The 13,457-nt window shown below is 71.6% G+C and carries 13 protein-coding genes; 11 read left to right on the top strand and 2 right to left on the bottom strand.

Annotated features, from left to right (window positions below; translation table 11 throughout):
- Positions 1-126: 126 nt before the first annotated feature.
- The 6 genes from ACIG5F_RS02440 to ACIG5F_RS02415 all read left to right on the top strand — a co-directional run bounded on the left by ACIG5F_RS02440 (position 127) and on the right by ACIG5F_RS02415 (position 6,876).
- The gene (locus tag ACIG5F_RS02440) at positions 127-270 is read left to right on the top strand and encodes a hypothetical protein (RefSeq protein ID WP_396515578.1); all 144 of its coding nucleotides are present in this window, start codon (positions 127-129) and stop codon (positions 268-270) included.
- Between the two features lie 25 nt (positions 271-295).
- Entirely contained in the window at positions 296-439 is a 144-nt protein-coding gene (locus ACIG5F_RS02435) for a hypothetical protein (RefSeq protein WP_396515577.1), read from the top strand.
- A gap of 25 nt (positions 440-464) precedes the next feature.
- Positions 465-644, top strand: coding sequence for a hypothetical protein (locus ACIG5F_RS02430; protein WP_396515576.1), 180 nt, complete (start codon positions 465-467; stop codon positions 642-644).
- 63 nt (positions 645-707) lie between these two features.
- Positions 708-1,970 (top strand): lanthionine synthetase C family protein, encoded by a 1,263-nt coding sequence (locus tag ACIG5F_RS02425; protein ID WP_396515575.1) that lies wholly within the window; start codon positions 708-710, stop codon positions 1,968-1,970.
- Between the two features lie 11 nt (positions 1,971-1,981).
- Complete coding sequence (locus ACIG5F_RS02420) at positions 1,982-4,960, top strand: lantibiotic dehydratase (protein WP_396515574.1); 2,979 nt, start codon at positions 1,982-1,984, stop codon at positions 4,958-4,960.
- On the top strand, positions 4,957-6,876 hold the full coding sequence (locus tag ACIG5F_RS02415; RefSeq protein WP_396515573.1) for an ABC transporter ATP-binding protein: 1,920 nt from the start codon (positions 4,957-4,959) through the stop codon (positions 6,874-6,876). The genes ACIG5F_RS02420 and ACIG5F_RS02415 overlap by 4 nt, the downstream gene beginning before the upstream one ends.
- Here ACIG5F_RS02415 and ACIG5F_RS02410 read toward each other — a convergent pair.
- A complete protein-coding gene (locus tag ACIG5F_RS02410) occupies positions 6,854-7,309 on the bottom strand; it encodes a DUF5709 domain-containing protein (protein ID WP_396515572.1) in 456 nt (151 codons plus the stop codon). The two genes, ACIG5F_RS02415 and ACIG5F_RS02410, sit on opposite strands and share 23 nt — an antisense overlap.
- Before the next feature lie 121 nt (positions 7,310-7,430).
- Here ACIG5F_RS02410 and ACIG5F_RS02405 point away from each other — a divergent pair, with 121 nt between their 5' ends.
- Complete coding sequence (locus tag ACIG5F_RS02405; protein WP_396515571.1) at positions 7,431-8,291, top strand: hypothetical protein; 861 nt, start codon at positions 7,431-7,433, stop codon at positions 8,289-8,291.
- A gap of 42 nt (positions 8,292-8,333) precedes the next feature.
- Here ACIG5F_RS02405 and ACIG5F_RS02400 read toward each other — a convergent pair whose 3' ends face one another.
- The gene (locus ACIG5F_RS02400; RefSeq protein ID WP_396515570.1) at positions 8,334-9,236 is read right to left on the bottom strand and encodes an NAD-dependent epimerase/dehydratase family protein; all 903 of its coding nucleotides are present in this window, start codon (positions 9,234-9,236) and stop codon (positions 8,334-8,336) included.
- Between the two features lie 71 nt (positions 9,237-9,307).
- Between ACIG5F_RS02400 and ACIG5F_RS02395 the strand changes: the two genes are divergently transcribed.
- The 4 genes from ACIG5F_RS02395 to menC all read left to right on the top strand — a co-directional run bounded on the left by ACIG5F_RS02395 (position 9,308) and on the right by menC (position 13,455).
- Positions 9,308-9,748 carry a MarR family winged helix-turn-helix transcriptional regulator gene (locus tag ACIG5F_RS02395; protein WP_396515569.1) on the top strand — a complete coding sequence of 147 codons (441 nt, stop codon included), beginning with the start codon at positions 9,308-9,310 and terminating at the stop codon, positions 9,746-9,748.
- A gap of 61 nt (positions 9,749-9,809) precedes the next feature.
- Positions 9,810-11,285, top strand: coding sequence for an amidohydrolase family protein (locus tag ACIG5F_RS02390; RefSeq protein WP_396515568.1), 1,476 nt, complete (start codon positions 9,810-9,812; stop codon positions 11,283-11,285).
- Entirely contained in the window at positions 11,282-12,355 is a 1,074-nt protein-coding gene (locus ACIG5F_RS02385; protein WP_396515567.1) for a M20 family metallopeptidase, read from the top strand. The genes ACIG5F_RS02390 and ACIG5F_RS02385 overlap by 4 nt, the downstream gene beginning before the upstream one ends.
- A complete protein-coding gene (menC, locus tag ACIG5F_RS02380; RefSeq protein ID WP_396515566.1) occupies positions 12,352-13,455 on the top strand; it encodes an o-succinylbenzoate synthase in 1,104 nt (367 codons plus the stop codon). Before ACIG5F_RS02385 ends, menC begins: the two co-directional genes overlap by 4 nt.
- Positions 13,456-13,457: the final 2 nt, after the last annotated feature.

Below are 13,457 nucleotides of genomic sequence, written 5' to 3'. Positions count from 1 at the left end.
TGGTGTGAGCGTGACTCCCTTCTCTCCCGGGTGACCCGGGTGTGTTTCCCGGATCTTCCCGGTTGTCCTCCCCTGTCGGCCGGGAACGGTGCTGGGCGAGCCTGACTGGTCGGGAGGAGGTGACACATGGACGACTACGACCTGGACATCCGGCTCGGGGTCGCGGACCCGTGGGCCGAGGATCCGGCGACGAAACGGCCGCGCCAGCCCCCGACGCCGCCGGCGCCGCCGACGCCGCCGCGCGGGATCCCGACCACTGAGCACTGCTGATCGATCCATCACGAGGGAGACGACCGTGACCACTCTGCTGGACGAGTTCGACCTGGACGTGCGACTCGGCACGCAAGCGCCGAGCGAGGGCGACGGGGCCACCAAGCGACAGTCTCTGGACCCGCTGGGGCACCCGATCTCGGCCATCCCGTTCTGCGCGCTGAACTGACTGTCCCACAAGGAAGGAAGCAACGATGTCCACCATGACCGACGAGTTCGACCTGGACGTGCGGCTGGGCGAGCCGCTGGCCCCGGGCACCGGACTGGTGGCCACCGGCGGCGACACGAGGTTCGACACGTGCTTCGAGACGCACCGCCCCAGTTGTGGCACCCAGTGCGCGACCTGTCCGACGGCGCCGGCGCCGCGGCAGTGAGCTAGTTCGTCGCCACGGCCTCCAACCGCCGTGGCGACGACCCTCGAACCAGGGGAGAACGGGATGAGCACGGCGGTCGGGCAGTGGCGGTCGGCGCTGTCGCAGGGGGTGGCGGAGCGGGCGGTGCGGGTGGCGACGGAGATCGCCGAGCGGATGCGGAATCCGCCGGAGCCCGGCGCGACCGATCACGAGGTGATCGAGACGGCGGTCGGAATCGCGCTGCTGCACGGTGAACTGGACCGGCACCGGCCGGGCGCGGGCTGGGATCGGGCGGCACACGCGCACCTGGCGCGCGCGGCGACGGCCGCCGAGAGGTCAGGGCCGGGATCATCGGGGCTGTGCGGCGGGGTGGGCGGTGTGGCGTTCGCGGCCTGGTCGCTGTCACGAGGCGGCGAACGGTACCGAAGGCTGATGACGGAACTGGACCGGGGCGTGATCGCCGGCGTGACCACGCGGGCGGAGCTGCTGAGCGAATCCCCGTCCGGACCGCCGGCCCACCTGATCGATGTGATCAACGGGTTGGCCGGCAGCGGCGGATACCTGGTGCGACGCAAGGAAAAGGCGCTGTCGAAGGTGCTGGAGGCGTTGGTCGCGCTGTCCGGCGAGGAAAACGGCCTGCCGCGCTGGCACATTCCTCAGCGGTCGCTGGTCGCCGGCGCGGCGCTGCCGGGTCGGTACCCGGACGGCTACCTCGACTGTGGACTCGCGCACGGCATCGCCGGCCCGATGGCGTTGCTGGCGCTGGCCCGACGAGCGGGCGTCGAGGTTGAGGGACAACGGGAAGCGATCGGGCGGATGGCCGGATGGCTTGCTGGGCAACGGGTCTTCGACGACTGGGGGGTCAACTGGCCGGCGGCGGTTGAGCTCGGTGGCAATCGGGGGGAACCGGCGCACGCGGCCTGGTGCTACGGGAGTCCGGGCGTGGCCAGGGCACTGTGGCTGGCCGGCGAGGCGCTCGAAGACGGTGCGCTGCAAGAACTTGCCGTGTCGGCGATGAAGGCCGTCCACACCCGACCGGCCGAGGCGCGCCGCGTGGACCGGACCCCGGGCCTGTGTCACGGGATCGGCGGCCTGCTGACGATCACGCTGCGTTTCGCCCACGACACCGGCGATCCGGCGTTCGCCGAGGCGGCCGTGCCGCTGACCGAGCAGCTGGTGGCGATGTACGAGCCGGACCGGCCGTACGGCTACTACGCGCTGAACAGTGAGGGGGCGAAGGTCGACCAACCCGGGCTGCTCGACGGAGCCGCCGGGGTGGCGCTCGCGCTGCTGACCGCGGGCACGGGCGCCGAGCCCACGTGGGACGGGATGTTGTTGCTGTCGTGAGGGAGGATCACGTGGCTCTGTACCGACCCTTGGACTGGGCAGTGGTCCGCACGCCGCTGCTCCCGGTCGAGCACTACCCGACGCGGCCGCCGACATCGGAGCCGGACGCGCGGATACGGCGCGCCCTGGCCGTCGGCGCCGGCGACCTGACCCGCGCCCTCGACCGGCCGCCGGCCGACGCCAAGGGGCGGGATCGGTTGGCGGGCAAGCTGTTGCGCTACCTGATCCGGATGTCGACGCGGCCGACTCCGTTCGGCCTGTTCGCCGGCGTCGGGCTGGTCGGCTGGGGCGAGGCCACGGATGCCGAGCTCGACGGCGAACGGGTCAGCCGCACCCGGCCGGACATGGGCTGGCTGCTGGAGTTCGTGGCGGTCCTGGAACGCGAGCCGGAGGTGCGGTCGGGGCTGAGCGTGTTCGCCAACCCGGCGGCGTTCGTCCGGGCCGACCGGGTGTTCCTGAGCCAGCGGGCCCCGGTCGGGGATTCGGAGGAGGCGGGCCGCGCGGTGTCCCTGCGCGCCACCAGGCCGGTGCGCCGCGCGATGACGCTGGCTCGACGCCCGATCCCTCACGAGGAGCTGGTTTCGACCCTGACCACGGAGTTCGCCGTGGACCGCGGCAAGATCGAGCGGCTGATCGAGCAGCTGTGGGAGCAGACGCTGCTGCTGAGCGACCTGCGCCCGCCGATGACCGTGACCGAGCCCGCCCGATACGTCGCGAACCGGCTGGCGCAGATCCCCGGCGCGGCTGAGCATGCCGCCGCGCTCACCGACCTGCTGGCCGAGATCGCGGCGTGGGACGAGCTCGACGCGCAGCAGGGGGCCGCGAGCTACCCGAAGTTGTTGGCCCGCGCCGAATCCGTGCACACGGTCGAGACTCGCAAGAACTCGGCCAAGGGGCCGTTCCAGAGCGACATGGCCGTCGGCCTGCGCGGTCGGCGGATCCACCGGGCGGTGGCCGAGGAGGCGGCGCGTGCGGCCGATCTGCTGCTCCGGCTTTCCGCCGCCCCCAAGGGAATTCCGCATCTGGACCCGTATCGGGCCCAGTTCGAGGAGCGCTACGGCTATGGGGCCGAGGTGCCGCTGCTGAAGCTGCTCGACCCCGAGGTAGGGCTCGGGCCGACCGGACAGTCCACATCGGACCAACCGGCGCCCAGGCCGGGCAACGAGGTCCTGACCGGGCTGGCGTTGAACGCGATCCGCGACGGCGCGCTGGAGGTCGAGCTGGACGAGGCGACCCTGGCCAAGCTGGAGACCTGGAAACCCTCGCCCGCCTCGGCCCCGAGTTCCCTTGACCTGTCGGTGTTCGTGACGGCTCCGTCGCGGACGGCGATCGACGACGGCGACTTCCGCCTGGTGGTCGGCCCGAACGTCGGCGCTTCGGTCGCGGGCCGCACCCTCGGCCGCTTCGCCGACCTTCTCGGGGCTCCGGCCGAAGCCGCGCTGCGTGAGGTTGCCGAGGCCGAGGAGACCGTGCTACCGGGACGGATCTGGGCCGAGGTTTCCTATCTGCCGCACCGGACCCGGATCAGCAACGTCGCCATTCGACCGCTGACCCGCAGTCACGAGCTGGCGTTCGACACCTCCCCGAGCGGCACGGCCGTGCCGGTGGACGAGTTGTTCGTGGCCGTGCGGGGCGGCCGGTTCGTGTTGCTGTGGAACGGGCACGAGGTCGTGCCCTGCGCCGGTCACATGCTCAACCCGCGGCTGGCGCAGCCGGTGATCCGCTTCCTTGAGGAGCTTGCCCGCGACGGCCGCGTCCAGCTCACCGAGTTCAACTGGGGCGCAGCCGCCGAATTCCCCTTCCTGCCCAGGGTTCGCGTCGGTCGGGTGGTGCTCGCGCCGGCGTCCTGGCGGGTCGACCGCGCGGCGCTGGACGACTTCCAGCAGTGGCGGCAGCGGTGGTGGGTGCCGCGACACGTCTATCTCAAGGTCTTCGACCACCGGCTGCTGCTCGACCTCGACCAGCCCGAGCACGTCGCGCAGCTGCGCGCGGAGGCGAAGTCGGCCCCGCTGCTGCTCGACGAAGCCCTGCCCGGGGCCGACCAGGCGTGGCTGCCGGGCCCGGACGGCCACTACGTCAGCGAGCTCATGGTGCCGCTGGTGCTCGACACCGTGGCCGCAAGGCCGGAAACTCGCGCTGTCGTCAGGAGCAACAACCGCCGGAACTGGACGCCGGGCAGCGATTGGCTCTACGCCAAGCTGTATCACGTGCCGACGTATGAGGAAGACCTGATCGCCTTGGCTTTCCGGGACTTCGCTGCCGAGGTGTGCGACGGGGGTCTGGCCGAGGACTGGTTCTTCCTGCGCTACACCGACCCCGACCGGCATCTGCGCATCCGCTTCCGCGGCGACCCCGAGGCCGTCACGACCGAGCTGGCGCCTCGGCTCCTGCGCTGGGGATCGAAGCTCGTGACCGACGGCTACTGCCGTCGCTTCGCCCTCGACACCTACGACCAGGAGGTCGAACGCTACGGCGGCGCGGCGGCCATGCTGGCGGCGGAACGGCTGTTCACCGCCGACAGCAAGGCATCCGCCGACCTGCTGCATCTGGAGCACACCGGCGTGCTCAAGATCGAACGCAACCTGCTGGTGGCGTCCACTGTGGACGACCTGCTGACCGGCCTCGGCTTCGAGCCCGGCCAGCACTGCGCCGGCCGGGTGCTCGACCGCCGCGAGGCCGCCGACGAATACCGCCGCCAGGCCCGGGTTCTGCGCGAGGCGCTGGGCGATCCGGACTGGCTGGGCCGACAGCCGGGCGGCCCCGAGGCGGTGGCGGTCCTGGCTGCGCGACGCCGTGCCGTCGAAGAGTTCGCACTGGCCATCGATGGCCTGGAATTGACCCAAACAGCCCGGGACATCGCTGGCAGCATGGTGCACATGCACTGCAATCGTCTCCTGGGCCTGGGGCACCCGCCGGAGCAGCGGGTGCTCGGCCTGGTGGCCCGGGCCAGGGAAAGCCTGCGGCACGCGCCGCTGAGGAGGACGACGTGACCCAGCCGCTGGTCGGCGTCGACAACATCGAGCTGCCCACGTGGATGAACGTGGAGCGGCAGGTCGCCGAGGCCGGGCTGGGGCGGACGCTGCTCGCGCTGCCGGCCGGCGTGCGGGTGGTGCTCGGCCTGGCCTGGCAGGCATCCCGGCGTTGGACGCTGACCACCGCGGTGCTCACGCTCGCCTCCGGCTGCGCGACCGCGTTCGGCCTGCTGGCCACCGCCGATGTCTTCACCCAGCTGCTGTCCGCCGGACCCACCCCGGAACGGGTCGTGTCCGCGTTGCCGGCCGTGGCGCTGCTGGTCGCGTCGTACGTGGTCAGGGCGCTGCTCGAAGCCGGCACCGCGACCGCGCAAGCCCTGTTGAAACCGCGCGTCGAGCAGAACGCTCGGGACAAGGCGCACGCCGCGATCGCCCGGGTCGACCTGATCGCGTTCGAGGACAGCGAGTACGCCGACCTCGTGCGGCAGGGCCTGCAACGGGGCATGAGCAGCATCGAGGGCTGCGTCGAGGCGATCGGCAACGTGTCCGGATCAGTCATCCAGTTGGGGGCGGCCGTTTTCACCGCGGCCGTGCTGCATCCGCTGCTGGCCCCGTTGGTGGTGCTCGCGGTCGTGCCGGACATGTGGGCGTCCGCGCGGGCGGCCAAGCTGTCCTACCAGTCGTACATCCGGTTGGTCTCCCGGATGTTGCGCATGCAGATCGCCAGCGAGCTGCTCACCGACCGGTCCACCGCCGCCGAGCTGCGGGCCTGCACCGCCGGCCCGGCGCTGCTCGGCGAGTACCGGCGGATCAGCGCGCAGCTCACCGACGAGAACAGCCGGCTCGAAGTGGCCAAGACCCGCGTTCGCCTGCTGGGCCGGGCAATCGCCGGCATCGGGACCGGGCTGGCCTACGGGGCGCTGGCCGGGCTGCTCTACGGCGGCGCGCTGCCGCTGGCCCTGGCCGGCGCGGCGGTGGTGGCGATGCGGATGGCCTCGTCCTCGCTGTCGACCACCATGTTCGGCATCAACCAGCTGTACGAGAACATCCTCTACCTGGACCTTTACACCAACCTGCTGGGGCAGACCGAGGAGCGGACCCGGGAGTCCGGCGGCCTGGCCGCGCCGGCGGATCCGGCCGAGATCACCGTGACCGGCGCGTCGTTCACCTACCCCGGGCAGGACGAGCCGGCGCTGCGCGACGTCACGCTGACCGTGCGCCGCGGCGAGGTCGTCGCGCTGGTCGGGGAGAACGGCTCCGGCAAGAGCACCCTGGCCAAGCTGGTCACCGGCCTGTTCCGGCCGAGCGACGGGCAGGTGCGGTGGGACGGCGTCGACCTGGCCGTGGCGGACGAGTCGTCCGTCTACGACCGGATCGCCATGGTCATGCAGGCCCCCGCCCAGTGGCCGATGACCGCCGAGGACAACATCCGCATCGGGCGCATCGACCGCCCCGATCCGGACGGCGCCGCCCTGGCCGCCGCCGCGGCGGAAGCCGGGGCCGACACCGTCATCGCCGAGCTGCCGGCCGGTGTGCGCACCGTGCTGTCGCGGCGGTTCACCAACGGACGCGACCTGTCCGGCGGCCAGTGGCAGCGGATCAGCGTCGCCCGCGGCCTGTACCGGGACGCGCCGATCCTCGTCGCCGACGAGCCCACCGCCGCCATGGACGCGCGCGCCGAACACGAGGTTTTCCGCTCGCTGCAACGACTTCGGCGGCGGGACGGGGCCGAGGGCGACCGCACCACCATTCTGATCACGCACCGGCTGGCCAACATCCGGCACGCCGACCAGATCATCGTGCTCGACCACGGCCGGATCGTGGAACGCGGCACGCACGACGAGCTGATGGCGCTGGACGGCACGTACGCCCAGCTGTTCACCCTCCAGGCCGAGGCCTACCAGCCGGAGGTCAGCTCTCTTCGTCCCGGATGACGTGCACCGCCGCCTCCTCGGCCGACGCGCCCGCGCCGTCGATGCCCACGTCCACCGCCAGCAGGTCGGCGTCCCATTCGTCGCCGCCCACGCTCGCGGCGTCCGAGGCGATGTAGGACTCGCTGACCAGCCGGCCGGCGCGGTCGTCGCCGACCTCGTAGTCGCGCAGCTCGCCGTCGGAGTCGGAGACGTCGCCCAGGCCGTCGTCGTCGAACTCGTCCGCGCCGACGTCGGGCAGCTCGCGGGCCAGCCGGTCGTCGAGGCTCTGGCCGTCGTGCTGCTCACGGGGCGTGGTGCCCCAGTCGTCCAGCGCCCACGGCTTCTCGGCCGGGGAGAATCCCTCGTCCAACGGGTCGCCGGGGCCGCCGTCCAGCGTGTCGAGCGAGTCGAGCTGCTCGAACGCGTCGTCGTCGATCTCGTCGCGGTCGCCCATGGTCGTTCCCTTCGGTACTCGTGGCCGCGGCCAGAATAGCCGCGTACGCCTGTCGGCGTAGGCCTCAGGTACGTCCGTCGAGCGATGTAGGTCGTGCGACAGAGGTCCTACCGTCTCCGGCATGACGATCCGACGGGCGTGTCACCTCATCGCGGCGGTGCTGTTCGCCAGCGGGCTGGCGCATCTGGGCGTGCAGGCCGTGCTCGGCGGGCCCTGGGACGGCCCGGTCTCCTGGCGCAAGCCGGCCGACTTCGGCGTGGCCTTCGGCCTCACCCTCTGGGCGGTCACCTGGGTCAGTCTCTATCTCAAGGTGCGGCCGGCGGTGCTGGCCTGGTTCGCCGCCGCCAGCGTGGTCGAGGTTGTGGTGATCTCCGTGCAGGCCTGGCGGGGCGTGCCGTCCCACTTCAACACCGCCACGCCGCTGGACGCCACCTTCGCCTTCAGCGCCGCCGGTGGCGGGGCCGTGATCATCGTGGCCACCCTTTTCCTGCTGCGAGCCGCTTTCCGTCGACTGGACGCCCCGCCCGGCATGCAGCTGGCGCTGCGCGTCGGATTCGCCAGCCTGCTGCTCGGCCTGGCCGTCGGCGCCGTCATGATCGCCATCGGCACGTCCACCGCCCGCACGGTGTCCCTCGACGCCGCCTACACCGCCGCCGTCGTCCTGGTGCCCGCCCATGCCGCCGCCATGCAGGGCATTCTCGCCTTGCCGATTCTGGCCTGGTTGACCCGTTTCACCCCTTGGCCCGCCGCCGTGCGCTTCCGTGCAGTGGTCATCGGCACCGCCGGCTACCTCGTCTGCGCCGGCACGATCGTGCTGGAGTCCTTCCTCGGCATCGACGCGTTCTCCGTGTTCACCGTGGGCACCGTCATCGCCGCCGCCGGCGCTCTGGTGCTCGTCGGCGCCGGGATTGCCGTCGCCCGGTCCGCCCTGGCGTCAGCGACTGTGCGGCACATCAAGGATTTTCGTCCCGTCGATCACTGACGTCTTGGGAACGCGCTGACTTCAGGGGGTGTCGAACAAATCTCAGCGGGGATTGCCGGCGCGCAGCCAGGCGAGGTAGTCGGCGACGGCGCCGTCGGTGTCGTAGGCGGGGGAGAAGCCGGTGTCGGCGCGCAGGCGGGTGATGTCCAGGGGCGGCCGGGGGACGTCGGTGGCCGGGGTGAGGGTGATCCGCGCGTCGGGGCCGAGGGCGGCGACGATGTCGGCGTTGCTGGTGAGACGGCCGGAGCTGACGTTGTAGGTGCGGTGCTGGAGACCGTCGGCGAGCTGGAGCAGGGCGAGAGCGCGGCCGCAGTCCTTGGCGTAGCAGAGGTCGATGGCGTCGTCGGCGGTTTCGAACGGAGCGCCGGAGGCGGCGGCGTGGACCAGTTGGGGAGCGGCGAAGAAGGGGGAGACGGGGCGGCCGAGCGGGCCCCAGATGGCGCCGATGCGGTAGTTGACGATGTCGAGGCCGGCGGCGTCGGCGAGGTGGCCGGCCAGCAGTTCGCTGATCTTCTTGAACGTGGGGATGACGTGCGGCGAGGGTAACGGCAGCGGCAGGTCCTCGGTGAGCGGTTGGTCGGAGACGACGCCGCCGTAGATGCCGATGGTGCTGGCCAGCCCCACCCGGGAGACGCCCCAGTCCTGCGCGACCTGGAGCACGTTGAACAGGCCGCCGAGGGCGCGCCGGGAGGCCTCGATCGGGGCGTCCTGGGTCGGCGGCCACGGCATGGAGCCGGCCAGGTGGACGATGTCGGTGATCTTGTGGCGGTCGCCGACGGCCCGCAGCGCGGCCAGGTCGGTGATGTCGACATGGACGACTTCGCCCAGGTCAGACGGCCCGTCGGGGGCTCGCCGCTGGGCCAGCACGCAGGACTGCCCGAGGCTGGTGAGGGCTCGCGCCGTGTGCGAGCCGATGAAGCCGAGGCCACCGGTGATCAGAATCATCAGCGCTCCAAATCAATCGTCAGGCTGATCGTCAGTACAGCTGACGATCAGCGTAGCGATAGGATCGGCCGGTGTCGAACGACGAGGACCCGGGGCCCGGGGTGACCCGACGGCTGGGCTATCTGCTCAAGCACGCCCAGCTGCGCATGGCCGAGCTCAGCGAGCGGGCGCTGAGCCCGCTCGGCGTCAACGGCCGCGAGCTGGCGGTGCTGAACGTGCTGATGGGTCGCGAGCCCGGCTCGCAGCACGAGGCGGCGCAGCGTCTGGGCATCGACCGCACCACCATGGTCGCGCTGCTGGACACGTTGGAGCGCAAGGGACTCGTCTCCCGGCACCCACACGTGGAGGACCGCCGCCGCAATGTCGTGGAGCTGACCAGGGTCGGCCATGAGACGGTGATCAAGGCCAATGCCGCGGCCGAGGCCGCGGAGGCGGAGCTGATGGAACCGCTGAGCCGGGCCGACCGCCAGCAGCTGCGGGAGTGGTTGCGGGCCATCGTGATCCGCGGATAGGGGGCACCCCGGCCGACTCGGCACGTGCGAAAACGCGGCCCGACGCCATAGGGTCGAGGGCATGGACACACTGCTGCGGGGCGGCCGGGTCGTGGATCCGGGTGTGGGCTTCGACGAAATCGCCGACGTGCTGGTGTCCAGCGGCAAGATCGCGGCGGTCGGCCCGGGGCTGGACGCGCCACCGGGGGCCGCGGTCGTGGACGTCACCGGGATGATCGTCGGCCCCGGCTTCGTCGACCTGCACAGCCACGTGCACTCCATCGCCGGCCATCGGTTGCAGGCGATGGACGGTGTGACCACCGCCCTCGACCTGGAGGCCGGCCTGATGCCGATCGCCCGGGCCTACGCCGACGCGGCCCAGGCCGGGAGGCCGCTGAACTACGGCTTCTCCGCGTCCTGGGGCATGGCCCGGGCCCAGGTGCTGCTCGGCGCCGAGCCGGACGCGGGGATCCAGAGCGCGCTGGCCGTCCTGGGCGATCCCGCGTGGCGGCGGTCGTCCTCGCCGTCGGAGCTGACGGCCTGGCTGTCGCTGCTGGAGAACGAGATCGCCGCCGGGGCGCTGGGCATCGGCGTGCTCATGGGCTACGCCCCGACCAGCGAGCCGGCTGAGTTCCTGGCCGTCGCCGCCCTGGCGGCCAGGGCCGGTGTCCCGACCTACACCCACGTCCGCGAGCTGGTCGAGGTGGACCCCGAGACGCCGATCGACGGCTCGGAGGAGATCGTCCGGGCCGCGGGGGAGACCGGCGCGGCGATGCACCACTGCCACGTCAACAGCACGTCGGGCTTCCACATCGACCGCGTGCTCGGCACGCTGGACCGGGCCCGGCAGGCGGGATCCCGGGTCACGGTGGAGACCTATCCGTACGGCGCGGGCAGCACGGCGATCGGCGCGGCGTTCATCTCGCCGGAGCGGCTGAAGATGAAGGGGCTGGGGCCGTCCAACGTGATCCTGCTCGAGACCGGCGAGCGCATGGCCGACGAGAAGCGATTGCTGGAGGTTCGGCGGACCAGTCCGGGCGCGCCCTGCCTGCTGGAGAACTACGACGAGACCAAGGCTGAGGGCCGCGCGATGATGCGGCGCACGCTGGCGTTCCCGGACGCCATCGTCGGCAGCGACGCGATGCCGGTCTTCTGGCCCGATGGGCACATCGAGAGCACCGAGTGGCCGCTGCCGCCGGGCGGCTCGACGCATCCGCGCACGGCCGGCACCTTCACCAAGTCGCTTCGCCTGATGGTGCGGGAAACCGGCGCGTGGACGTGGCTGGAGGCGTTCCGGCGCTGCTCGTACCTGCCGGCCCGCGTCCTGGACGACTGCGCGCCCGGGGCCCGCGCGAAGGGACACCTCGGGGTCGGCGCGGACGCGGACATCGTGGTCCTCGACCCGGAGCGGGTCACCGACACCGCCACCTATGCCGACGGAACCCGGCCGGCGGTCGGCGTCCAGCACCTGTATGTGGCCGGCATTTCCGTTGTCCGGCAGGGAGAACTGCAAACCGATGCGCTGCCGGGGCAGCCGCTGCGTGGGGAGGCGCGATGACCGACCTGTTGGCCGACATCGAGGAGTTGGTGCGCTGTGAATCGCCGTCGTCGGATCACGAGGCGGTGTCCCGCAGCGCGGACGTGGTGGCGGCGATCGGCCGGCGGCTGCTCAGCGCCGAGCCGGAACGCATCCTGACCGACGGGTGCACGCACCTGCGCTGGCGGTTCGGCGACCGGCCGAAGGTGCTGCTGCTCGGCCATCACGACACCGTGTGGCCGCTGGGATCCCTGGACACCCATCCTTTCTCCATTGTGGACGGTGTGCTACGCGGGCCGGGCTGCTTCGACATGAAGACCGGCGTGGTCATGGCGTTGCACGCGGCGGCCGAGCTGGATGACCGTGACGGCGTGACCATCCTGGTCACCGGCGATGAGGAGATCGGCTCCCCGCGGTCGCGCGCCCTGATCGAGGAGGAGGCCCGCGGCTGCGAGGCGGTGTTCGTTCTGGAGGCGTCCGGTCCGGGCGGGGCGCTGAAGACCCGGCGCAAGGGCACGTCCATCTATCGGATCGTGGTCGAGGGCAAGGCCGCGCATGCCGGGCTGGAGCCGGAGAAGGGGATCAACGCGGGTGTCGAGCTCGCGCGCCAGATTCTCGCCGTGTCCGCATTGGACGACCCGGCCGGCGGAACCACCGTGGTGCCAACGGTGTTGTCCGCCGGCACCACGACCAACACCGTGCCGGCGCAGGCGACGGTCGCGGTCGACGTCCGAGCCTGGTCGAAGGCCGAGCAGCAGCGGGTGGACAAGGCCATCCGCGAGCTCCGGCCGGTGCTGCCGGGGGCGCAGGTGCGGATCGAGGGCGGCATCAACCGTCCGCCGCTGGAGACGGAGACCTCGGCCGACCTGTTCCGCCTCGCCTCGGAGCTGTTGCCGGGGCTCACCGAGACCGCGGTCGGCGGCGCTTCGGACGGGAACTTCACGGCAGGGCTGGGCATTGCGACGCTCGACGGCCTCGGGGCGGTCGGCGACGGCGCGCACGCCGACCACGAGCACGTGATCGTCGACGAGATTCCCCGGCGGACCGCGCTGCTGGTTGCCCTACTCAAGTCGGTCCTGGCCCGGTCATGAGGCTCGAGGGCGTCGAGCTGATTCGACTGCGGTTGCCGCTGCTCTCGCCGTTCCGGGCATCCGTCCTGACGATGGAGGCCCGGGACCTGTTGCTGCTGCGCGTGATCACCCGGGACGGCGAGGGCTGGGGCGAGTGCGGCGCCTTGCCGGATCCGGTCTACTCCGAGGAGTACGTGGAGGGCGCGGCCCACGTGCTGCGGACATTCCTCGTGCCAACGTTGATGCAGGCGGGCGAGATCACCGCCGACGCGGTCGCCCCGTTGCTGGCGCGGTTCAAGGGCCACCGGATGGCCAAGGCGGCCCTGGAGATGGCGGTGCTCGATGCCGAACTCCGCGCCCGTCAGATGTCGTTGGCGGCAGCGCTCGGGTCCACAAGGGACACTGTGCCGTGCGGTGTGTCGGTCGGCATGGCGGACTCCATCCCGCAACTGCTCGATGTGGTCGCGGGCTACCTCGACCAGGGCTATGTCAGGATCAAGCTCAAGATCGAGCCCGGCTGGGACGTGGAGCCGGTGCGCGCGGTCCGCGAGTGCTTCGGCGACGATGTCCTGCTCCAGGTGGACGCCAACGGCGCTTACACCCCGGCCGACGCCCGTCTGCTGGCCCGCCTGGACCCCTTCGACCTGCTGCTGATCGAGCAGCCGCTGGACGAGGACGACCTGCTCGGCCACGCCGAACTGGCCCGGCAGCTCCGGACCCCGATCTGCCTGGACGAGTCGATCACCTCGGCCAGGATCGCCGCCGACGCCATCTCCCTGCGGGCGTGTCGGATCGTGAACATCAAGGCCAGCCGGGTCGGCGGCTACCTGGAAGCCAGGCGGGTGCACGACGTGTGCCGGGCCCACGGCGTGCCGGTGTGGTGCGGCGACATGATCGAGTCCGGCGTGGGACGGGCCGCCGACCTGGCCCTGGCCGCGTTGCCGGGTTTCACGCTGCCGGGCGACACCTCGGCCTCCGACCGCTATTTCCGCACCGAGATCACCGAGCCGTTCCTGTTGGTGGACGGTCATCTTCCGGTGCCGACGGGGCCGGAGATCGGCGTCACCCCGATCCCGGAGCGGGTGGCCGAACTGACGGTGAACCGGGAACTCATCGACTGATT

Origin of the sequence: Kutzneria sp. NPDC052558 (assembly GCF_044547355.1) — a bacterium.
GTDB lineage: Bacteria > Actinomycetota > Actinomycetes > Mycobacteriales > Pseudonocardiaceae > Kutzneria.
Note: the sequence above shows the minus strand (reverse complement) of the source record. Positions and strands in the feature narration are given on the sequence as shown.

What these genes read in the sequence shown, in the direction of transcription:
- ACIG5F_RS02440 (WP_396515578.1), top strand. Translation starts at nt 127, where the DNA reads ATGGACGACTACGACCTGGACATCCGGCTCGGGGTCGCGGACCCGTGG.
- ACIG5F_RS02430 (WP_396515576.1), top strand. Translation starts at nt 465, where the DNA reads ATGTCCACCATGACCGACGAGTTCGACCTGGACGTGCGGCTGGGCGAG.
- ACIG5F_RS02425 (WP_396515575.1), top strand. Translation starts at nt 708, where the DNA reads ATGAGCACGGCGGTCGGGCAGTGGCGGTCGGCGCTGTCGCAGGGGGTG.
- ACIG5F_RS02410 (WP_396515572.1), bottom strand. Translation starts at nt 7,309, where the DNA reads ATGGGCGACCGCGACGAGATCGACGACGACGCGTTCGAGCAGCTCGAC.
- ACIG5F_RS02405 (WP_396515571.1), top strand. Translation starts at nt 7,431, where the DNA reads ATGACGATCCGACGGGCGTGTCACCTCATCGCGGCGGTGCTGTTCGCC.
- ACIG5F_RS02400 (WP_396515570.1), bottom strand. Translation starts at nt 9,236, where the DNA reads ATGATTCTGATCACCGGTGGCCTCGGCTTCATCGGCTCGCACACGGCG.
- ACIG5F_RS02390 (WP_396515568.1), top strand. Translation starts at nt 9,810, where the DNA reads ATGGACACACTGCTGCGGGGCGGCCGGGTCGTGGATCCGGGTGTGGGC.
- ACIG5F_RS02385 (WP_396515567.1), top strand. Translation starts at nt 11,282, where the DNA reads ATGACCGACCTGTTGGCCGACATCGAGGAGTTGGTGCGCTGTGAATCG.
- menC (WP_396515566.1), top strand. Translation starts at nt 12,352, where the DNA reads ATGAGGCTCGAGGGCGTCGAGCTGATTCGACTGCGGTTGCCGCTGCTC.